This window comes from Kribbella sp. NPDC048837 (assembly GCF_055586945.1).
Genome location: NZ_JBVJHF010000002.1, coordinates 910,784 through 928,149, shown reverse-complemented (window position 1 = coordinate 928,149; position 17,366 = coordinate 910,784). Strand labels below are relative to the sequence as shown.

16 protein-coding genes are annotated in these 17,366 nt (G+C 69.6%); 11 read left to right on the top strand and 5 right to left on the bottom strand.

Going from position 1 to position 17,366, the window contains the following annotated elements:
* Window positions 1-2 precede the first annotated feature (2 nt).
* Window positions 3-770 (bottom strand): NAD-dependent epimerase/dehydratase family protein, encoded by a 768-nt coding sequence (locus ACZ6O0_RS12405; protein ID WP_465764928.1) that lies wholly within the window; start codon window positions 768-770, stop codon window positions 3-5.
* 145 nt (window positions 771-915) lie between these two features.
* Here ACZ6O0_RS12405 and ACZ6O0_RS12400 point away from each other — a divergent pair, with 145 nt between their 5' ends.
* The 3 genes from ACZ6O0_RS12400 to ACZ6O0_RS12390 are packed head-to-tail and all read left to right on the top strand — an operon-like array spanning window position 916 to window position 4,552.
* Window positions 916-2,163 carry an ROK family protein gene (locus ACZ6O0_RS12400; RefSeq protein ID WP_465764927.1) on the top strand — a complete coding sequence of 416 codons (1,248 nt, stop codon included), beginning with the start codon at window positions 916-918 and terminating at the stop codon, window positions 2,161-2,163.
* Window positions 2,160-3,305: a galactonate dehydratase gene (gene dgoD, locus ACZ6O0_RS12395; protein WP_465764926.1), complete on the top strand. Its 1,146-nt coding sequence runs from the start codon at window positions 2,160-2,162 to the stop codon at window positions 3,303-3,305. Before ACZ6O0_RS12400 ends, dgoD begins: the two co-directional genes overlap by 4 nt.
* Entirely contained in the window at window positions 3,299-4,552 is a 1,254-nt protein-coding gene (locus ACZ6O0_RS12390) for a glycoside hydrolase family 27 protein (RefSeq protein WP_465764925.1), read from the top strand. Before dgoD ends, ACZ6O0_RS12390 begins: the two co-directional genes overlap by 7 nt.
* Here the strand turns inward: ACZ6O0_RS12390 and ACZ6O0_RS12385 are convergent.
* Together ACZ6O0_RS12385 and ACZ6O0_RS12380 are read right to left on the bottom strand one after the other, a co-directional pair.
* Entirely contained in the window at window positions 4,545-5,312 is a 768-nt protein-coding gene (locus ACZ6O0_RS12385) for an SDR family NAD(P)-dependent oxidoreductase (protein ID WP_465764924.1), read from the bottom strand. The two genes, ACZ6O0_RS12390 and ACZ6O0_RS12385, sit on opposite strands and share 8 nt — an antisense overlap.
* A complete protein-coding gene (locus ACZ6O0_RS12380) occupies window positions 5,309-6,460 on the bottom strand; it encodes an acyl-CoA dehydrogenase family protein (protein ID WP_465764923.1) in 1,152 nt (383 codons plus the stop codon). The genes ACZ6O0_RS12385 and ACZ6O0_RS12380 overlap by 4 nt, the downstream gene beginning before the upstream one ends.
* A gap of 85 nt (window positions 6,461-6,545) precedes the next feature.
* Here ACZ6O0_RS12380 and ACZ6O0_RS12375 point away from each other — a divergent pair, with 85 nt between their 5' ends.
* From ACZ6O0_RS12375 to ACZ6O0_RS12360, 4 genes are all read left to right on the top strand, one after another.
* Window positions 6,546-7,130 carry a TetR/AcrR family transcriptional regulator gene (locus tag ACZ6O0_RS12375; protein ID WP_465764922.1) on the top strand — a complete coding sequence of 195 codons (585 nt, stop codon included), beginning with the start codon at window positions 6,546-6,548 and terminating at the stop codon, window positions 7,128-7,130.
* Window positions 7,131-7,147: 17 nt separating this feature from the next.
* Window positions 7,148-8,818, top strand: coding sequence for a DUF7800 domain-containing protein (locus ACZ6O0_RS12370; RefSeq protein ID WP_465764921.1), 1,671 nt, complete (start codon window positions 7,148-7,150; stop codon window positions 8,816-8,818).
* 48 nt (window positions 8,819-8,866) lie between these two features.
* Complete coding sequence (locus ACZ6O0_RS12365) at window positions 8,867-9,751, top strand: S1 family peptidase (RefSeq protein WP_465764920.1); 885 nt, start codon at window positions 8,867-8,869, stop codon at window positions 9,749-9,751.
* Between the two features lie 127 nt (window positions 9,752-9,878).
* Window positions 9,879-10,763, top strand: a complete 885-nt coding sequence (locus ACZ6O0_RS12360) for a S1 family peptidase (RefSeq protein WP_465764919.1) — start codon at window positions 9,879-9,881, stop codon at window positions 10,761-10,763.
* 59 nt (window positions 10,764-10,822) lie between these two features.
* Here ACZ6O0_RS12360 and rlmB read toward each other — a convergent pair whose 3' ends face one another.
* Entirely contained in the window at window positions 10,823-11,782 is a 960-nt protein-coding gene (gene rlmB, locus ACZ6O0_RS12355; RefSeq protein ID WP_465764918.1) for a 23S rRNA (guanosine(2251)-2'-O)-methyltransferase RlmB, read from the bottom strand.
* 1 nt (window position 11,783) lies between these two features.
* Window positions 11,784-13,220 (bottom strand): cysteine--tRNA ligase, encoded by a 1,437-nt coding sequence (gene cysS / locus ACZ6O0_RS12350; RefSeq protein WP_465764917.1) that lies wholly within the window; start codon window positions 13,218-13,220, stop codon window positions 11,784-11,786.
* 191 nt (window positions 13,221-13,411) lie between these two features.
* Here cysS and ACZ6O0_RS12345 point away from each other — a divergent pair, with 191 nt between their 5' ends.
* The 4 genes from ACZ6O0_RS12345 (at window position 13,412) to ACZ6O0_RS12330 (ending at window position 17,365) form a co-directional block, all read left to right on the top strand.
* On the top strand, window positions 13,412-14,464 hold the full coding sequence (locus tag ACZ6O0_RS12345; protein WP_465764916.1) for a neutral zinc metallopeptidase: 1,053 nt from the start codon (window positions 13,412-13,414) through the stop codon (window positions 14,462-14,464).
* A gap of 104 nt (window positions 14,465-14,568) precedes the next feature.
* Window positions 14,569-15,396: a lysozyme gene (locus ACZ6O0_RS12340; protein WP_465764915.1), complete on the top strand. Its 828-nt coding sequence runs from the start codon at window positions 14,569-14,571 to the stop codon at window positions 15,394-15,396.
* Window positions 15,397-15,437: 41 nt separating this feature from the next.
* Window positions 15,438-15,995 carry a GNAT family N-acetyltransferase gene (locus tag ACZ6O0_RS12335; RefSeq protein WP_465764914.1) on the top strand — a complete coding sequence of 186 codons (558 nt, stop codon included), beginning with the start codon at window positions 15,438-15,440 and terminating at the stop codon, window positions 15,993-15,995.
* A 77-nt stretch (window positions 15,996-16,072) separates the two neighbouring features.
* Complete coding sequence (locus ACZ6O0_RS12330; RefSeq protein ID WP_465764913.1) at window positions 16,073-17,365, top strand: peptidase C39 family protein; 1,293 nt, start codon at window positions 16,073-16,075, stop codon at window positions 17,363-17,365.
* Window position 17,366: the final 1 nt, after the last annotated feature.

Sequence of the window (17,366 nt, the reverse complement as noted above, 5' to 3'; positions counted from 1 at the left end):
TCTCAGTCTGATGTTTCTGGATCGAAGAGCCGGCAGACCGGACCGGAGGAGGGCCCGGCCCGGTCTGCCAGCACTTCGCTGTCGTCCTCGGGGCGATAGCCGAGCTCGTGCCGCGCCGAGGTGGTGTCCCACTGGTTCCGGGTATTCGCGGAGACGCCGAAGTGCACGCCGTACCGCTCGCCGGCCTGCAGTGCTGCGAGCACCAGCCGGCCGGCGTCGTCGTCGGACAGCCATTGCCCGAGGTAGCGCCGTTCGCTCGGCGGCCAGCCGGTGAGGCCGAGCCGCAGACAGGTGACGGACGCGCCGGTGCGTTCCGCGTGTGTCCGGCCCAGCGCCTCCAGCACGACCTTTCCGAGCCCGTACGGACAGCACGGCCGTGGGTCGAGCCGTGGATCGACCGGCCAATAGGCAGGCCGGTTGTACTCACCGAGCGCGTGCAGCGAGCTCGCCAGCACCAGCTTCGGTACGGCGCGGGCCGCGGCCGCCTCGAGGACGACCTGGGTCGTCCGCACGTTGGCGGCGTACACGCTGTCCCAGGTCTGCCAGGGACTGCTGTTCCCGGCGAGATGCAGGACGGCGTCCGCTCCCGTGAACACCCGGTACGTCGCCTCGGGATCACTGACGTCCGCCTGGACCACGTCGTCGGCGGGCGCTCGATCGACCAGCCGGAGCCGGTAGTGCTTGCGCAGCCACGGCAGCAGCACCGTGGCGACGCGCCCCAGCCCGCCGGTGATCACCACCAGCGGTGCGTCGTTCCGCACAGCGTCCATGTCGTCATCCAGGTCGCCGGGCCCGGGACCGATGCCCGAACTGTGGGCGAAATTGTTCGAGTACTTCCCGGTCTGTGTCAAGAGTGTGAACACACCATGTCAGTTTTATTGACGACGGGACGGCGTTCCGTCGATACTCGTCCACGTGGCTGCGAAGGACACCGGATCTCTGCGAGCGCTGCGGCGCACCAACTCCGAACGGATGCTGTCGGCCCTGATGGAGCACGGGGCGCTGCACCGGGCCGAGCTGGCGCGGATCTGCGGCGTGTCCCGGACGACCGTGTCCACGATCGTGGCCGACCTGATCACCGGCGGCGTCGTGATCGAGGTGGTCGGCGACCAGGTGGCGCAGGCCGGGATCGACGCCTCCGAGGTCGACGGCCGGGCCCGCGGTTTCCTGCGCGCCAACCCGGCCTCCGGCACGGCGGCCGGGCTGGACTTCACCCTCGAACGTGTCTGGTGCCATCTCACCGACCTCTCCGGCCGGACGCTCGCCAGTGAGGGCGTGACCGAGGCCCGCGACACCCCCTGGCAGGAGCGACTCACCGCCGGACTCGCGCTCCTCGACGACCTGCTCGGCCGGGCCGGACTCGATCGGGACCGTCTGGTCGGGGTCGCGATCGGCGTCCCCGGGCCGCTCGACCTGCAGACCGGCGTGATCGGGCCTTCGTTGCCCGGCCAGGCGTGGGCGGGGGTGAACGTCGCGGCCGAGTTCCGCCGGCATCTCGACGTACCGGTGCTGGTGGACAACAACACCCGCCTCGAAGCGGTCGCGGAGTTCACCTGGGGCGCGGGCCGGGGCATGCGGGACGTGTTGTATCTCGGCCTGTCCACCGGCATCGGCTCCGGAATGCTTGTCGACGGCAACCTTCATCACGGCGGCGCGCGTGGTGGTGGCGGCGAGATCGGCCACCTGTCGGCGGACTCGACCGGCGCGCTCTGCCCGTGCGGGAACCGCGGCTGCCTGGTGCAGTTCGCGTCGCTCCCCGCCGTGCTCAGGGCTCTCGCGCCGGTGCTCGGCGCGGACGCCGGCCTGGATGACCTGCTCGCGGCCGCCGCGGCGGGTCAGCCCGACACCGTGCGGGTGCTCCGCGAGGCCGGGGAGCTGACCGGGCGGGTGCTGGCGAACATCTGCAACCTGCTCAACCCCGAGCGGATCATCATCGGCGGTGAGCTGGCCCGCGCCGGCGACCTGGTGCTGGAGCCGATCCGCGCCACCCTGCGCCGGACCGCGATGGCCCTCACCCGCGACGCCGACGTGGTCGCCGCGGAGCTCGACCTCGGCGCCCGCGCCGGCGCGTCCGGCGCCGCCGCCCTGGTGCTACGACAGACCGACCAGCTGGTCACCGCCTTGCTGACCAGCACCGACCTCCGAGCGAACGAGGCAATGTGAAGATCGTCGGATACGAGACGTTCCTGGTGGCGCCGCGCTGGCAGTTCCTGCGGATCGACACCGACGAAGGCATCAGCGGCTGGGGTGAGCCGATCGTCGAGGGCCGCGCGGAGGCGGTCCAGGGCGCGGTCGCGGCGTTGATGGAGTATCTCGTCGGCACCGATCCGCTCCGGATCGAGGACCACTGGCAGACCATGGCCAAGGGCGGTTTCTACCGCGGCGGTCCGGTGCTGTCGAGCGCTCTGGCCGGTATCGACCAGGCCCTGTGGGACATCAAGGGCCGCTACCACGAGACACCCGTGCACGAGCTGCTCGGCGGTCCGGTCCGGGAGCGGGTGCGCATCTACACCTGGGTCCACGGCCGCGACAACGCCCAGCTGGTCGACGAGGCGCAGGCCAAGGTGGCCAAGGGATTCACGGCCCTCAAGCTCAACCTCTCCGAGGCGCTGCCGCCGATCCCGTCGCCCGCTCAGCTCCGGGCCGCGGTGAGCCGGGTCGAGTCGTTGCGTGCCGCGCTCGGCGACGATGTCGACATCGCCCTCGATTTCCACGGCCGGTTCAGTACGGCGGCCACCCGGCAGATCCTGCCCTTGCTCGAGCCGCTGCTGCCGATGTTCATCGAGGAGCCGGTGCTGCCCGAGTTCGCCCGGGACCTGCGCCGGATCACCGAGTCGACCAGCATCCCGATCGCGACCGGCGAGCGGCTCTTCTCCCGCTGGGACTTCCGCGACGTGCTCACGACCGGTATCGCGGTCGCGCAGCCGGACATCTCGCACGCGGGCGGCATCTCCGAGGTCCGGCGGATCGCCGCCATGGCCGAGGCGTACGACGTGTCCGTCGCACCGCACTGCCCGCTGGGCCCGATCACGCTGGCGGCCAGTCTCCAGGTCGACCTGGCCATCCCGAACTTCCTCATCCAGGAGCAGAGCCTCGGCATCGAGTACGGCGGTGGCAACGCGCTGCTCGACTACCTGGTCGACCCGCAGGTGTTCTCGTTCGTCGACGGCCACATCGAGCGGCCGACCGGTCCCGGGCTGGGCATCGAGGTCAACGAGGAGGTCGTCCGCGCGGCCGCCGCGGAAGGGCACAGCTGGCGGTCACCGGTGCTGCGGCACGCCGACGGTTCCTTCGCCGAATGGTGACGGCGCAGACCCCGCCGATGGGGTGGAACAGCTGGGACTGCTTCGGGACGACGGTCACCGAGGCGGAGGTGCTCGCGAACGCACAGGTGATGCACGACCGGCTGCTGCCCTTCGGCTGGGACACGGTCGTCGTCGACATCGCGTGGTACGACCCGACCGCTCGATCGCACGGCTACAACGAGAACGCGCCGATCGTCCTGGACGAGTACGGGCGTCAGCTGCCGGCGCCGCTCCGGTTCCCCTCAGCCGCGGGCGGCGCCGGCTTCGGGCCACTCGCCACGAAGGTGCACGAGCTCGGGCTCAAGTTCGGGTTGCACATCATGCGCGGCATCCCACGGCGGGCGATCGAGCTCGACCTGCCGGTGTTCGGCACCCAGTGGACGGCGCGGGAGATCGCGGACCCCGAGCACGTCTGCCCGTGGAACCCGGACAACTTAGGGCTGAACCACGACCACCCCGGCGCGCAGGCGTACTACGACGCCCAGGTGGCGCAGTTCGCCGCGTGGGGCGTGGATTTCATCAAGGCCGACGACATGCTGGCGCCGTACCACGATCGCGAGATCGCGGCGTACGCGCGGGCGATCGAGCGCAGCGGCCGGGACATCGTGCTGTCGCTGTCGCCGGGCACGCACCTGTCGACCCATCACCTCGAGCATCTGCGGGCCAACGCCCAGCTGTGGCGGGTCTCGGACGACCTGTGGGATCGATGGGAGGACGTGCACGCGCAGTTCGCCCGGATGGCGCGATGGGCGCCGTTCCAGCAGCCCGGCGGCTGGGCGGACGCGGACATGCTCCCCCTCGGCCACATCGGCATCCGCGCCGAACGCGGCGACGACCGCACGAGCCGACTGACCCCGGACGAGCAGCGCACGTTGCTGACGCTGTGGGTGATGGCCCGCTCGCCCCTGATGATGGGCGGCGACCTGCCCACCACGGACGACGAAACCCTTGCCCTACTGGCGAATCCCGCCCTCGCCGAGGTGCTGCAGTCACACGACGGCCGCGAGATCATCCGCGAGCCCCTCGACGACGGCGAGCTGATCGTGTGGACAGCCCGCTCGGAGGACCGCAGCTACGCAGCCATCTTCTGGACTGGTGCTTCCCCTCGGAAGGTGTCCATCCCGCTGAAGTCGCTTGCCGCATTCGGCCCAGCGCACGACCTGTGGGACGGGACAACCCATCCCACCACCGAGCATCTCGAGTCGGAGGTCCCGCCGCACGGTGTGCGGTGGTTCCGGCTTACCTAGGTGGCATGCGGAGGGCGCCGTCGAGGCGGATGACTTCGCCGTTGAGGAGTTGGTTGTCGAGGATGTGGCGGACCAGGGCGGCGTACTCCGTGGGCCGGCCGAGGCGGGACGGGTGCGGGACCTGCTGCTCGAGGACGGCGCGGGTCTCTTCCGGGAGGCCGGCGAGCATCGGGGTCTCCATCGTGCCGGGCGCGATGGTGACGACGCGGATCCCCTTGTCCGCAAGGTCTCTGGCCGCGGTCAGCGTGAGGCCGACGATGCCGCCCTTGCTGGCCGCGTACGCCGCCTGCCCGACCTGACCGTCGTACGCTGCGATCGACGCGGTCATCACCACGACGCCGCGGTCACCGTCCTCGCCGGGCTCGGAAGCGATCATCCGCTCGGCGGCCAGCCGGAGCACGTTGAAGGTGCCGATCAGGTTGACCTCGATCACCTGCCGGAAGGTTGCCAACGGCAACGGGCCCTTGCGGCCGACGACCCGGCCCGGGGTCGCGATGCCGGCGCAGGTGACGACGACCCGCAGCGTGCCGAGCTCGGCGGCCGCGTCCAGCGCCGCGGCGACGGCAGTCTCGTCGGTGACATCGGCCGGGGCGAACACGACCCGGTCGCCCAGCTCGTCCGCGACCGCCTTGCCCGCAGAGGACGGCAGGTCGACGATCACGACCCCCAGTCCGTCGGCGGCGAGCCGGCGGACCGTCGCCTCTCCGAGCCCGGATCCACCACCGGTGACCAGAGCGACGCCGGACGGGCCAAACTTCATGAAGCGCTCCTGAGTAGGTCGCGGCTGATGACGAGCCGCTGGATCTGGTTCGTTCCTTCGAAGATCTGGGTCACCTTGGCCTCCCGCATGTAGCGCTCGGCCGGGAACTCGCGGGTGTAACCGTACCCACCGAGCACCTGGACCGCGTCGGTGGTGACCTTCATCGCGGCGTCCGTACAGATCAGCTTGGCGATCGCCGCCTGCTGGGTGAACGGCCGGCCGAGGTCGCGCCGGCGGGCGGCCTGCAGGTACGTCGCCCGGGCCGACTCGACCGCGGCGGCCATGTCGGCGAGCAGGAACTGGACGCCCTGGAAGTCCGCGATCGGCTGCCCGAACTGCTGCCGCTGCTTCGCGTACGACGCGGCCACGTCGAGCGCGGCCTGGGCCAGTCCGGTCGCGCACGCGGCGATCCCGAGCCGGCCGGAGTCCAGCGCGGACAGCGCGATCCGCATGCCCTGCCCTTCGGCGCCGATCAGGTTCGCGGCCGGGATCCGGACGTCGTCGTAGTTGACCAGCGTGGTGGTCGATCCGGTCAGGCCCATCTTCCGCTCGGGCGCGCCGAAGCTGAGCCCGCCGGCCGACGCCGGCACGTGGAAGGCGGAGATGCCGTGCTTCGGGTCGTCCGAGGTCCGCGCGAAGGTGGTGTAGAAGTCGGCGTGCGAGCCGTGGCTGATCCACGCCTTGGTCCCGCGCAGCACGTACTCGTCGCCGTCGCGGACCGCCCGCGTGGTCATCCCGCTGATGTCGGAACCGGCCTGCGGCTCGGACAGCGCGTACGCACCGAGCAGCTCGCCGCCGACCATGTCGGGCAGCAGCCGGGCGCGCTGCTCCTCGGAACCGAAGGTGGCCAGCGCGTAGCTGGTCATCGTGTGCACGGAGATCCCGACGCCCACCGACATCCAGGCGGCGGCGATCTCCTCGAGCATCTGCAGATACACCTCGTACGGCTGCTCGGCGCCGCCGTACTGCTCCGGGTAGGGCAGGCCGAGCAGGCCGGCCTTGCCCAGCGTGCGGAACGCGTCCCGCGGGAAGGTCTCGCTCTCCTCGGCCTTGGCGGCATGCGGCGCGAGCTCGTGCTCGCACAGGTCGCGGACGAGAGCGAGCAGGTCAGTGGATTCCTCGGTCGGCAGGAGACGATCGACAGCCATCAGGCACCCCTCTCAACGGCTGACGAAATGATACTAGGAATGATACTGAAGCACATAATCCAGTATCGTTCTATGCTGTCTCGATATGACAACAGTCGTACCGGGGCGCCGAACCCGCAGGCAGTCCGAGCTGCTCGACCGGCTCTTGGTCCTGTTCCTCGAACAGGGCTTCAGCCGGTTCACCCTGGACGACCTGGCCGCCGAGCTGCGCTGCAGCAAGACGACCCTGTACGCACTCGCGCCGAGCAAGGAGCAGCTCGCCGTCGAGGTGGTGAAGCACTACTTCAAGAATGCCACCGCCCAGGTGGAGTCAGCGGTCGCCCGGCAGACCCGGCACGACCGGCGGATCGCGGCGTACCTGAACGCGGTCGCGGACGCGCTCCGGCCGGCCAGCCGGACCTTCCTGGACGACGTGGCCACGTTCGCCCCGGCCCGGTCGGTGTACGAGCGGAACACCCGGATCGCGGCCGAGCGGGTCCGGACGCTGATCGAGGACGGCATCAACAACAAGATGTTCCGCGAGGTCGACATCGCGTTCGCGGCCGAGATGATCGCGCACACCATGCAGGCGATCCAGCGCGGTGACATCGCCCGCCGCACCGGCCTGAACGACGCCGAGGCCTACCGCGAGCTCGCCTCCTTCGTGCTCCATTCGCTCCGGCTGGACTGACCTTGTAGCGTCGTCGGATGGAGCTCAGGTTAGGGCCGTTGCTGCGGTACGTCGACGAGACGCGGGCGACCGTCTGGGTGGAGACCAGCGCCCCCGCCGAGGTCGAGGTTCTCGGCCACCGGGCGCGGACCTGGTCGGTGCACGGCCATCACTACGCGCTGGTCCGGATCGAGGGGCTCGCGGCGAACAGCATCACGCCGTACGAGGTGAAGCTGGACGGCACCACGGTCTGGCCGCCGGAGGACAACACTTTCGGCCCCAGCGTGATCCGGACCCCGCGCGCGGACGGCACGTTCCGGTTGACGTTCGGGTCGTGCCGGCGGTCGGCACCGTTCGACCAGCAGGGCTTCAAGGAGTTCGGTCCGGACGCCCTGGTCGCGCTGGCCGCGCGGATGGCGGCCGGAGACGACGAGCTGCCCGACGCCGTGCTGCTGCTCGGTGACCAGGTGTACGCCGACGACCCGTCCGACGCCGTCCTGCGGCGACTGCACGACAAGCACGGCGGCCGGCAGGGATCCGAGGTGGCCGACGAGATCGGAAACTTCGAGGAGTACACCTGGCTGTACGACGACTCCTGGGCGACGCCGGCGGTGCGGTGGCTGTTCTCGACCGTCCCGTTGTGCATGCTGCTCGACGACCACGACCTGCGGGACGACTGGAACACCTCGATGACCTGGCGGCGCTGGGTGACCGCGCAGCCGTGGTGGCGCGACCGGGTCGTCGGCGCCTACGCGTCGTACTGGGTCTATCAGCACCTCGGCAACCTGTCGCCCGAGCAGCTCGACCGGGATTCGACGTACCGCGCGATGCTGTCGATCGAGGACGACGACGAGCGGACGGCGTACCTGGACAGCGTCGCCTGGACCGCGGATGAGGACCCGGCGTCGGCCCGGTGGAGTTTCTACCGCGACTTCGGCGACAGATCCCACGGGTTCCGGCTGGTCGCGGTCGACTCGCGGTGCTCGCGGCATCTCGAGCCGGACGAGCGGGCGATGGTCGACGCCCACGAGTGGGAGTGGGTACGACGGCACACCGCCGGGGCCACGCGCCCGATCCGCCATCTGCTGCTGGCCTCGACCTTGCCGTTCCTGCTCGCGCCCGGACTGCATCACCTGGAGGGGTGGGACGAGGCGGTCTCGTCCGGCGCATGGGGACCGCGCAGCGCCCGGATCGGCGAGAAGATCCGGCAAGGGATGGATCTGGAGCACTGGGCGTCGTTCCGGCAGTCGTTCGACGACGTGACGACTTTGCTGGCCGACCTGGTCAGTGGCGAGGATCCGCCGGCGTCGATCCTGATGCTGTCCGGCGATGTGCACTGCAGCTACCTCGCCGAGGCCCGGCTGACCGGCGTACCGCATCCGGTGACGGCGATCCGGCAGTTGACCATGTCGCCGTTCCGGAATCCGGTGCCGCGGCACATCCGCTGGGCGAACCACCTGCTCGGCACCCGCTGGATGACAGGGCTGCTGCACAAGGTCGCCCGGATGGCCGGGGTCCGGGATGTGGCCGCCGTGTGGCGGCTCACCCACGGGCCGTGGTTCGGCAACGGGGCGATGACGGTGACGCTGTCCGGCGAGGACTGGACGGTCGACGTCGACCACGCGGAGTTGCGTGGTGACCGGCAAGTACTCGAGCGGACGTTGACCTATGGACGCCTAGACTCCTCAAACGATCAATTGACGTCCTGAGGACGCCACTCCGCGCATCAGAGCCGCACGCCCCGGAAGGCTGATGATATGAAAGGTTCCACTCTTCGACGCACCGCGGCGGTGGTCGCCGCGACCGCGCTGACCTTGGTCGCGACGATGCCGGCCAAGGCCGATCCGGTGAAGCCGCCCCGGCTGTCCGCCAAGGCGATCACGTCCGCGCTGAACGAGCAGGTGAACACCCCCGGCACCGCCTGGATGACCAAGCCGGACGGCACGGTCGTGGTGTCCTACGACTCCACCGTGACCGGCAGCAAGCTGACGGCGCTGACCAGCGTGACCAAGCGGCTCGGCGAGGGCATCACGCTCGAGAAGCTGCCCGGCAAGCTGACGAAGTACATCAGCGGCGGCATGGCGACGTACGGCGGCGACGTGAAGTGCTCGGTGGGCTTCAACGTCCAGCGGCGTGGGAAGTACTACTTCCTCACCGCCGGGCACTGCGGCAACGAGGCCACCCGGTGGTACCAGGACGCCAACCACGCCGTCTTCACCGGCGCGCTGCACCACTCCAGCTACCCGTGGAACGACTACGCACTGGTGGTCTACCGCACCGACATCAAGACCAAGCCGCCGGGCGGCAGCGTGTACCTCTACAACGGGCACTCGCAGGACATCACCACGGCGATGAACCCGGGCATCGGGCAGTACGTCTACCGCAGCGGCTCCACCAGCGGCCTGCACAGCGGCCGGGTCACCGGGCTGAACGCGACGGTGAACTACGGCGACGGCCGGGTGGCCGGCCTGATCCGTACGAGCGTGTGCGCGGAGCCGGGCGACTCGGGCGGGCCGCTGTTCTACCGGCAGTGGGCGTTCGGGCTGACCTCGGGCGGCTCCGGCGACTGCACCTCGGGCGGCGTCACCTACTTCCAGCCGGTCGTCGAGGCCCTCAACGCGTACGGCGTCTCCGTCTACTGAGCGCAGGATTACCCTTACGCTCCGGATTCACCTGAATACTCAGGGAGAGAGTGGGTACGAGGGGACACGGTTGAAGTCAAGGACGCACCCGCCCCGAGCGCGTCCTCATCGTGAGGAGGCTGAAACCGTGACATTTTCGCCCATTCGCCGTACCACCGCGATCCTGGCCGCCGCCGGGCTCGCTGCCGCCGGACTCCTGGCCACCCAGGCCTCGGCCGCGCCGATCACCCCGTCGACGCTGTCGGCGTCCGCCATCACCGCGACCCTGAACAAGGACGCGGCCATCCCCGGCACCGCGTGGCAGACGAACCCGGACGGCCGGATCATCGTGTCCTACGACGACACCGTCAGCGGCGCCAAGCTGGCGGCACTGACCGGCGTGACCAAGCAGTTCGGCAGCCGGGTCACGCTGGAGAAGATCTCCGGCAAGCTGACCAAGTACATCGCCGGCGGTGACGCCATCTACGGCGGGCAGTACCGCTGCTCGCTCGGCTTCAACGTCCGCAGTGGCAGCACGTACTACTTCCTGACCGCGGGCCACTGCGGCAACATCGCGTCCAGCTGGTACGCGAACTCGAGCAAGACCACGCTGCTCGGCACGGTCGCCGGGTCGAGCTTCCCGGGTAACGACTACGCGATCGTGAGGTACAGCACGTCGTACACCAACCACCCCGGCACGGTGGACCTGTACAACGGCTCCTCGCAGGACATCACGTCCGCCGGCAACGCCAGCGTCGGCCAGGCGGTCAAGCGCAGCGGTAGTACGACCGGTGTGCACAGCGGCACGGTCACCGGCGTCAACGCGACGGTGAACTACGCCGAGGGCCAGGTCTCCGGCCTGATCCGCACCAATGTCTGCGCCGAGGGTGGCGACTCCGGCGGTGCCCTGTTCGCGGGCAGTGTGGCCCTCGGCCTCACCTCCGGCGGCTCCGGCAACTGCTCCTCCGGTGGCACCACCTACTTCCAGCCCGTCACCGAAGCACTCTCCCGCTACGGCGTCAGCGTCTACTGACACCGGACGCGAAACGGCGCCCCGGACCACCTGGTCCGGGGCGCCGTCCTGTTGCGTCTTCAGCCCGCGCGGCGGCGGGAGATCTCGTACAGCGTCACGCCGGTGGCGATACCGGCGTTGAGGGACTCGGTGGCGCTGGTCATCGGAATCGAGACGATCAGGTCGCAGTTCTCCCGGACCAGGCGGGCCAGGCCCTTGCCCTCCGAGCCGACGACGAGGACGACCGGCTCGGTGGCGGCTTCCAGTTCGGGGAGCTCCACCGCGCCATCCATGTCCAGGCCGATCACGAGCAGGCCGGCATCCTTGTAGGACTTGAGCGCGCGGTTGAGGTTGGTGACCCGGGCCACCGGGATCCGGGCCGCCGCACCGGCCGACGTCTTCCACGCCGACGCCGACATGGCCGCCGCCCGACGCTCCGGCACGACGACGCCGTGCGCACCGAACGCCGCCGCGGACCGGGTGATCGCCCCCAGGTTGCGCGGGTCCGTCACGCCGTCGAGCGCGACGATCAGCGGCACCTCGCCCGCGTCGTACGCCCGGGCGAGCAGGTCGTCGGGATGCGCGTACTCGTACGGCGGTATCTGGATCGCGACGCCCTGGTGCGCACCACCGGCCGTGACCCGGTCGAGCTCCGTCCGCGGCACCTCGAGCACCGAGACGCCGTGCTCGACCGCGAGCAGCGTGGCCTCCCGCAGCCGGGCGTCCCGTTCGGTGCCTTCGGCAACATGCAGCGCGGCCGCCGGGACGCCGGCCCGGAGCGCCTCGACCACCGGGTTGCGCCCGTACACCCACTCGGTGCCGGTGTCGGCGGACTTGCGCGCCGGACGGCCGCGCTCGCGCTCCTTCGCGCGCTCCTGCGCCTTCGCCCGCTTGTGCGCGGGGTGCTTGACCCGGTCCACCGCCTTCGGCGTCGGGCCCTTGCCCTCCAGACCGCGGCGGACCCGGCCACCGGATCCGGCGGTCGGGTTCCCCCGCGGCTTCTTGCGGATGGCACCCTTGCGCTGGCTACTTCCCGGCACGTCAGCTTCCTTCGTCGGTGGTTGTCGGTGCCGCGAGCGACCAGCGCGGCCCCTGGGGGGTGTCCTCGACGACGACGCCGAGCGCCTTCAGCCGGTCGCGGATCGCGTCCGACGCGGCGTAGTCCTTGCGCTCGCGGGCGGCCTGCCGCTGCTCGAGCAGCGCCTTCACCAGCCCGTCCACGACCTCGGTGAGCTCGTCACCGGCCGCAGCCCGCGAGGCCCACGGCTCGGCCAGCGGGTCCAGCCCGAGCACGCCGAGCATCCCGCGCACGGAGGCCAGCGCCTCGCGCAGCGCGGCCGAGTCCCCGTCGGCGACCAGCTTGTTCCCGTCGCGGACGGTGTTGTGCAGTACGGCGACCGCCGCCGGCGTGCCGAGGTCGTCGTCCATCGCGGTGACGAAGTCCGCCGGCAGCTCCTCCGACGGCTCGACTCCACCGGTCACCTCGTTGGCCCGGGTGACGAAACCCTCGATCCGCTGGAAGCTCGTCGACGCCTCGTCCAGCGCGCCGTCCGAGAACTCCACCACGGACCGGTAGTGCGACTGGACCAGGTAGTACCGCAGCTCGATCGGCCGCACCCGCTGGACCACATTGCGCACGATCGCGCCGTTGCCCATCGACTTGGACATCTTCTCGCCGGCCGTGGTGACCAGCGCGCTGTGCATCCAGAACCGGGCGAACTTCTGCCCGACCGCGGTCGACTGGGCCAGCTCGTTCTCGTGGTGCGGGAAGCGCAGGTCCAGCCCGCCGCCGTGGATGTCGAACTCGTCGCCGAGGTACTTGCCCGCCATCGCGGAGCACTCCAGGTGCCAGCCCGGGCGGCCGCGGCCCCACGGCGTCGGCCAGGAGGCCGTCCGCGGCGTGTCCTCGGTGTAGCCCTTCCAGAGCGCGAAGTCGCGCGGGTCCCGCTTGCCGCGCGGGTCCGCGTCCTCGGCGGCCTCCATGTCCTCGATCTTCTGGTGCGAGAGGGCGCCGTACGCCGGCCAGGACTTCACGTCGAAGTAGACGTCGCCGGAGCCGTCCGGAGCCACGTACGCGTGGCCGCGCTCGATCAGCTCGCCGATCATCTCCAGCATCTCGGGGATGTGGCCGGTGGCGCGCGGCTCGTACGTCGGCGGGCGGCAGCCGAGCACGTCGTACGCCCAGTGCAGCTCACGCTCGAACTCGTAGGCGTGCGCCCACCACGGGACGTCCCGCTCGGCCGACTTGGCCAGGATCTTGTCGTCGATGTCGGTCACGTTCGCGATCACGGTGACCCGGTAGCCCGAGCGCTCGAACCAGCGCCGCAGGACGTCGAAGACGACCTCCTTGTAGATGTGCCCGACGTGCGGGGCACCCTGCACCGTCAGCCCACAGTGGTAGATCCCGACCTGGCCCGGGTGGACCGGTACGAAATCCCTCACTGCTGCTGTCGCGGTGTCGTACAAGCGAAGTGTCACCGGTCAAGGGTAACGGGAACTGACACCCCCTCTTGACAAAATATCCACAGCGCCGCTCACCCAGGAGGACTTCCTTGTCGAACCAAGGCCCGTACGGACCACCACCGGGGCAGTACCAGGGGCCTCCGCCCCCGCAGTACGGGCCCCCGCCGGGCGGTCCGCAGTACTGGGGTCCTCCGCAAGGTCCGCCGATGGGTCCGCCGCCGGGTCCGGGCTTCGGCTGGGGATCGAACGGGTTCCCGCCGCCGCCCAAGAAGAAGGGCAAGGCCGCCTGGGTGGTCATCCCGGTCGTGGTGATCGGCCTCGCCGTCGTCGGGTTCGGCGTGCTCAGCGCGGTGCTGAAGCACAACAGCGACAACGACTACACCCAGCCGGAGCCGACGTACTCCGCCACCGAGGAGCCGACGGAGGAACCGACCTCGGTCCCGGTCACCACCAACGCTCCGACCGCGCCCGCCACCACCCGGACGACGCAGCCGCAGCCGACGAAGACCACGCCGCCCCCGCCGTCGGACTCCGACGTCGTCACGAAGAACCGGTTCTACAAGACCGGCGTGCAGAAGACGGTGAACTGCCGGGAGTCGGGCGCCCGCGCCAACAGCGCCACCAACGCGCGCAAGTACTACAACGCCGTACTCGCGTGTCTGGTCAAGGCCTGGCCGCGGCAGGTCACGCTGGCCGGGGCACGGTTCGTGCCACCACAACTGGTCGCCTTCTCCGGAACGGCCCAGTCCCCGTGTGGCGGGAACTCACCGAGCTCCTTCTACTGCTCGACGAACCGGACCATCTACATGGACACGAACAGTGACCTGCGCTGGTACCAGATGTACCTCAGCTACAACAACCGGACGCAGGCGATGGCCTGGCTGCGGGCCGAGATGACGGACACGGTCGCCCACGAGTTCGGGCACCACATCCAGAACATGACCGGCATCCTCGAGGCGACGTACGACCTGCGGTACGAGTTCAGCGGGGACAAGTCGCTGGAGATGAGCCGGCGGCTGGAGATCCAGGCGACCTGTTTCGGCAACGTGTTCATGGGCGCGAACAAGAGCAGCTACGGGATGACCGGGCTGCTGAAGTCGCAGCTGGACTACCTGCACTCCCATCAGGGCGACGAGTACATGACCCAGCGGGACCACGGCAGCCGGGCGATCATCCCGCGCTGGGCGAACGCCGGTTTCGTCACCCGGAACCCGGGCTCGTGCAACACCTACACGGCCTCCCCCAAGTACGTGCGGTAAATAGTCACCATTCGACTGAGATTGAATGGTTGATTCTTACCAATCGCGGGTAAGCCTCTGCCGAGCGCTCTGTTCCGCCCCTCATCGCTCTGTGGAGGTCCACCGTGAAGTCCGCCCTTTTCACGGGTGCCGCCGTCACTCTTGGCCTGCTTCTGGCCTCGATCGGCTCCGCCCAAGCCAGCACCACCTCGCCCGCAGCGCACACGCCGACGCCCCAGGCCCGTCAGCACGGCATCGCCAAGGCCGGCGACGCGTACATGGGCTGGCTGTCGAACACCACGACCAGCGCTGCTCCGGCAGTGATGGCCCCCGCCGCATCGGTCGAAGGCATCGACGTCTCCAGCCACCAGGGCAACGTCAACTGGGCCTCGCAGTGGAGTGCCGGCAAGCGGTTCGCCTACGTGAAGGCGAGCGAAGGCAACTACTACACGAACCCGTACTTCGCCCAGCAGTACAACGGTTCCTACAACGTCGGCATGATCCGCGGCGCCTACCACTTCGCCACCCCGAACGACTCCAGCGGCGCCAACCAGGCCAACTACTTCGTCGACCACGGCGGCGGCTGGTCCCGGGACGGCAGGACCCTGCCGGGTTCGCTCGACATCGAGTACAACCCGTACGGCGCGACCTGCTACGGACTGAGCCAGTCCGCGATGGTCAACTGGATCCGCGACTTCCTCACCACCTACAAGGCCCGCACCACCCGCGACGCGGTGATCTACACCAACCTCGACTGGTGGAGCCAGTGCACCGGCAACAGCACCGCGTTCAACGCCACCAACCCGCTCTGGGTGGCCCGCTACGCCTCGGCGCCGGGGACCCTGCCGGGCGGCTGGCCGTTCTACACCATCTGGCAGTACAGCTCGACCCCGATCGACCAGGACCGCTTCAACGGCGACCAGTCCCGATTGGTTGCCCTCGCCAACGGATGACGCGGGGGTAATTGGGTTGCGGCGTCTCGTAGTCTCGATCGGTGAGCTTTTCGCTGCCGATCGAGACGGACCGCCTGACCCTGCGCCGCTACCTGGACACCGACTACGACGACCTGCTCCGGCTGCAGTCCAACCCTGACGTCGCCAGATTCCTGCTGCACGACGCCAGGACGCCCGAGCAGGTCCGCGAAGCCCTCGCCGGCCGGCTGGCCGACGTACCGATGGACACCGACGGACAAGCGCTCACCGTCGCCGTGATCCGGCGGGACACCGGTCAGCACGTCGGCGAGGTCACGCTGTTCATGAACAGTGTCGAGCACCGGACCGGGGAGCTCGGCTACGTCTTCCACCCGGAGTCCGCCGGCCACGGTTTCGCCACCGAGGCGGCGGTCGAACTGCTGCGGCTCGGGTTCGAGGAGCTCGGCCTGCACCGGATCATCGCCCGGCTGGACGCCCGCAACACGGGCTCGATGAAGCTGCTCGAGCGACTCGGCCTGCGCCAGGAGGCGCACTTCGTGCGGAACGAGTTCCTGAAGGGCGAGTGGACCGACGAACTGGTCTACGCGATGCTCGCCGACGAGTGGATCAAACGCTCGTAACTATTTGACCTGTCATACGCGCCGACGCGGCACGCGTTAACGCGACAGTGGCGGTCGGCGGGTCTACCGTCGACACCATGACCACCGCCCGTTCCGTCACCGCCCTGATTCTCGGTGTGGTCGTGCTGAGCGCCGGCTCCCTGCCGACCGAGGCCGTCAAAGTAGCCCCACCGCGTCAGATCGCCTACCACACGTGGACGTCGACCAGCGACTTCCTCAGCGGTGCCCTCTCCGGCACCACCGTCACCGACGGCGCCCTCACGTTCGGCACGTCGACCGGCACGACGTCGTACGTCGATCCGTTCGGGGACGGCACCGCCAAGAGCTACGAGCAGACCAGTTGGGTCTCGCCAAGCGTCAGCACCGGCTTCGGGCTGACCGAGCTCGTCGCCTCCTGGAACGCGACCACGCCACCCGGCACCTGGGTCGAGATCTCCCTGGCCGGTACGACGGACGCCGGCACGGCCACCAAGTGGTACGTGCTCGGCCGCTGGTCCGGTAGTGACGACACCGCCGCCGGTGACATCCACCGCACCTCGGTCCCGAGCCAGGGTGACGCGAACGGATCCGTTGCCGTCGACACCTTCGTCGCCGCGAACGGGCACTGGCTGGATCGCTGGCAGCTCAAGGTCAACCTGTACCGGTTGAGTGGTACGACGCAGTCGCCGCTGATCCGGTCCGTCGGCGCGATGGCGTCCCGGCTGCCCGACGACAAGAAGGTTGCCGCGAGCCCCCTCGGCGGTGCGGAGGGCATCGTCCTCGACGTACCGACGTACTCGCAGGAGACGCATCTCGGGCACTATCCGCAGTGGGACGGCGGTGGCGAGGCGTGGTGCTCGGCGACCTCGACCGCGATGGTGCTCGACTACTACGGCGCCGGCCCGACTCCGGCCGAGACCGCGTGGGTGGATCCGTCCGACCCCGACCCGCAGGTCGACCACTCGGCCCGGTCGGTCTTCGACTACTCCTACGACGGCGCCGGGAACTGGCCGTTCAACACGGCGTACGCCGGGTCCCGCGGCGTGGACGGGTTCATCACCCGGCTGCGGTCGCTGACCGAGGCGGAGCAGTTCATCAAGGCCGGGATCCCGCTGGTCGCGTCACTGTCGTTCAAGAAGGGCGACCTGCCCGGCGCCGGCTACGGGACCAACGGGCACCTGATGGTGATCGTCGGGTTCGACCAGGCCGGGAACGTCGTCGTGAACGATCCGGCGTCCCACTTGATCCCGAGCAACGGAGAGGTCCGTACGACGTACGACCGGGCCGCGTTCGAGAACGCCTGGGTCCCACACTCCGGTGGACTCGTCTACGTCATCCACCCGGAGGGCATGCCGCTGCCTGCGCCTGCTGATCCGCAGCACAACTGGTAGA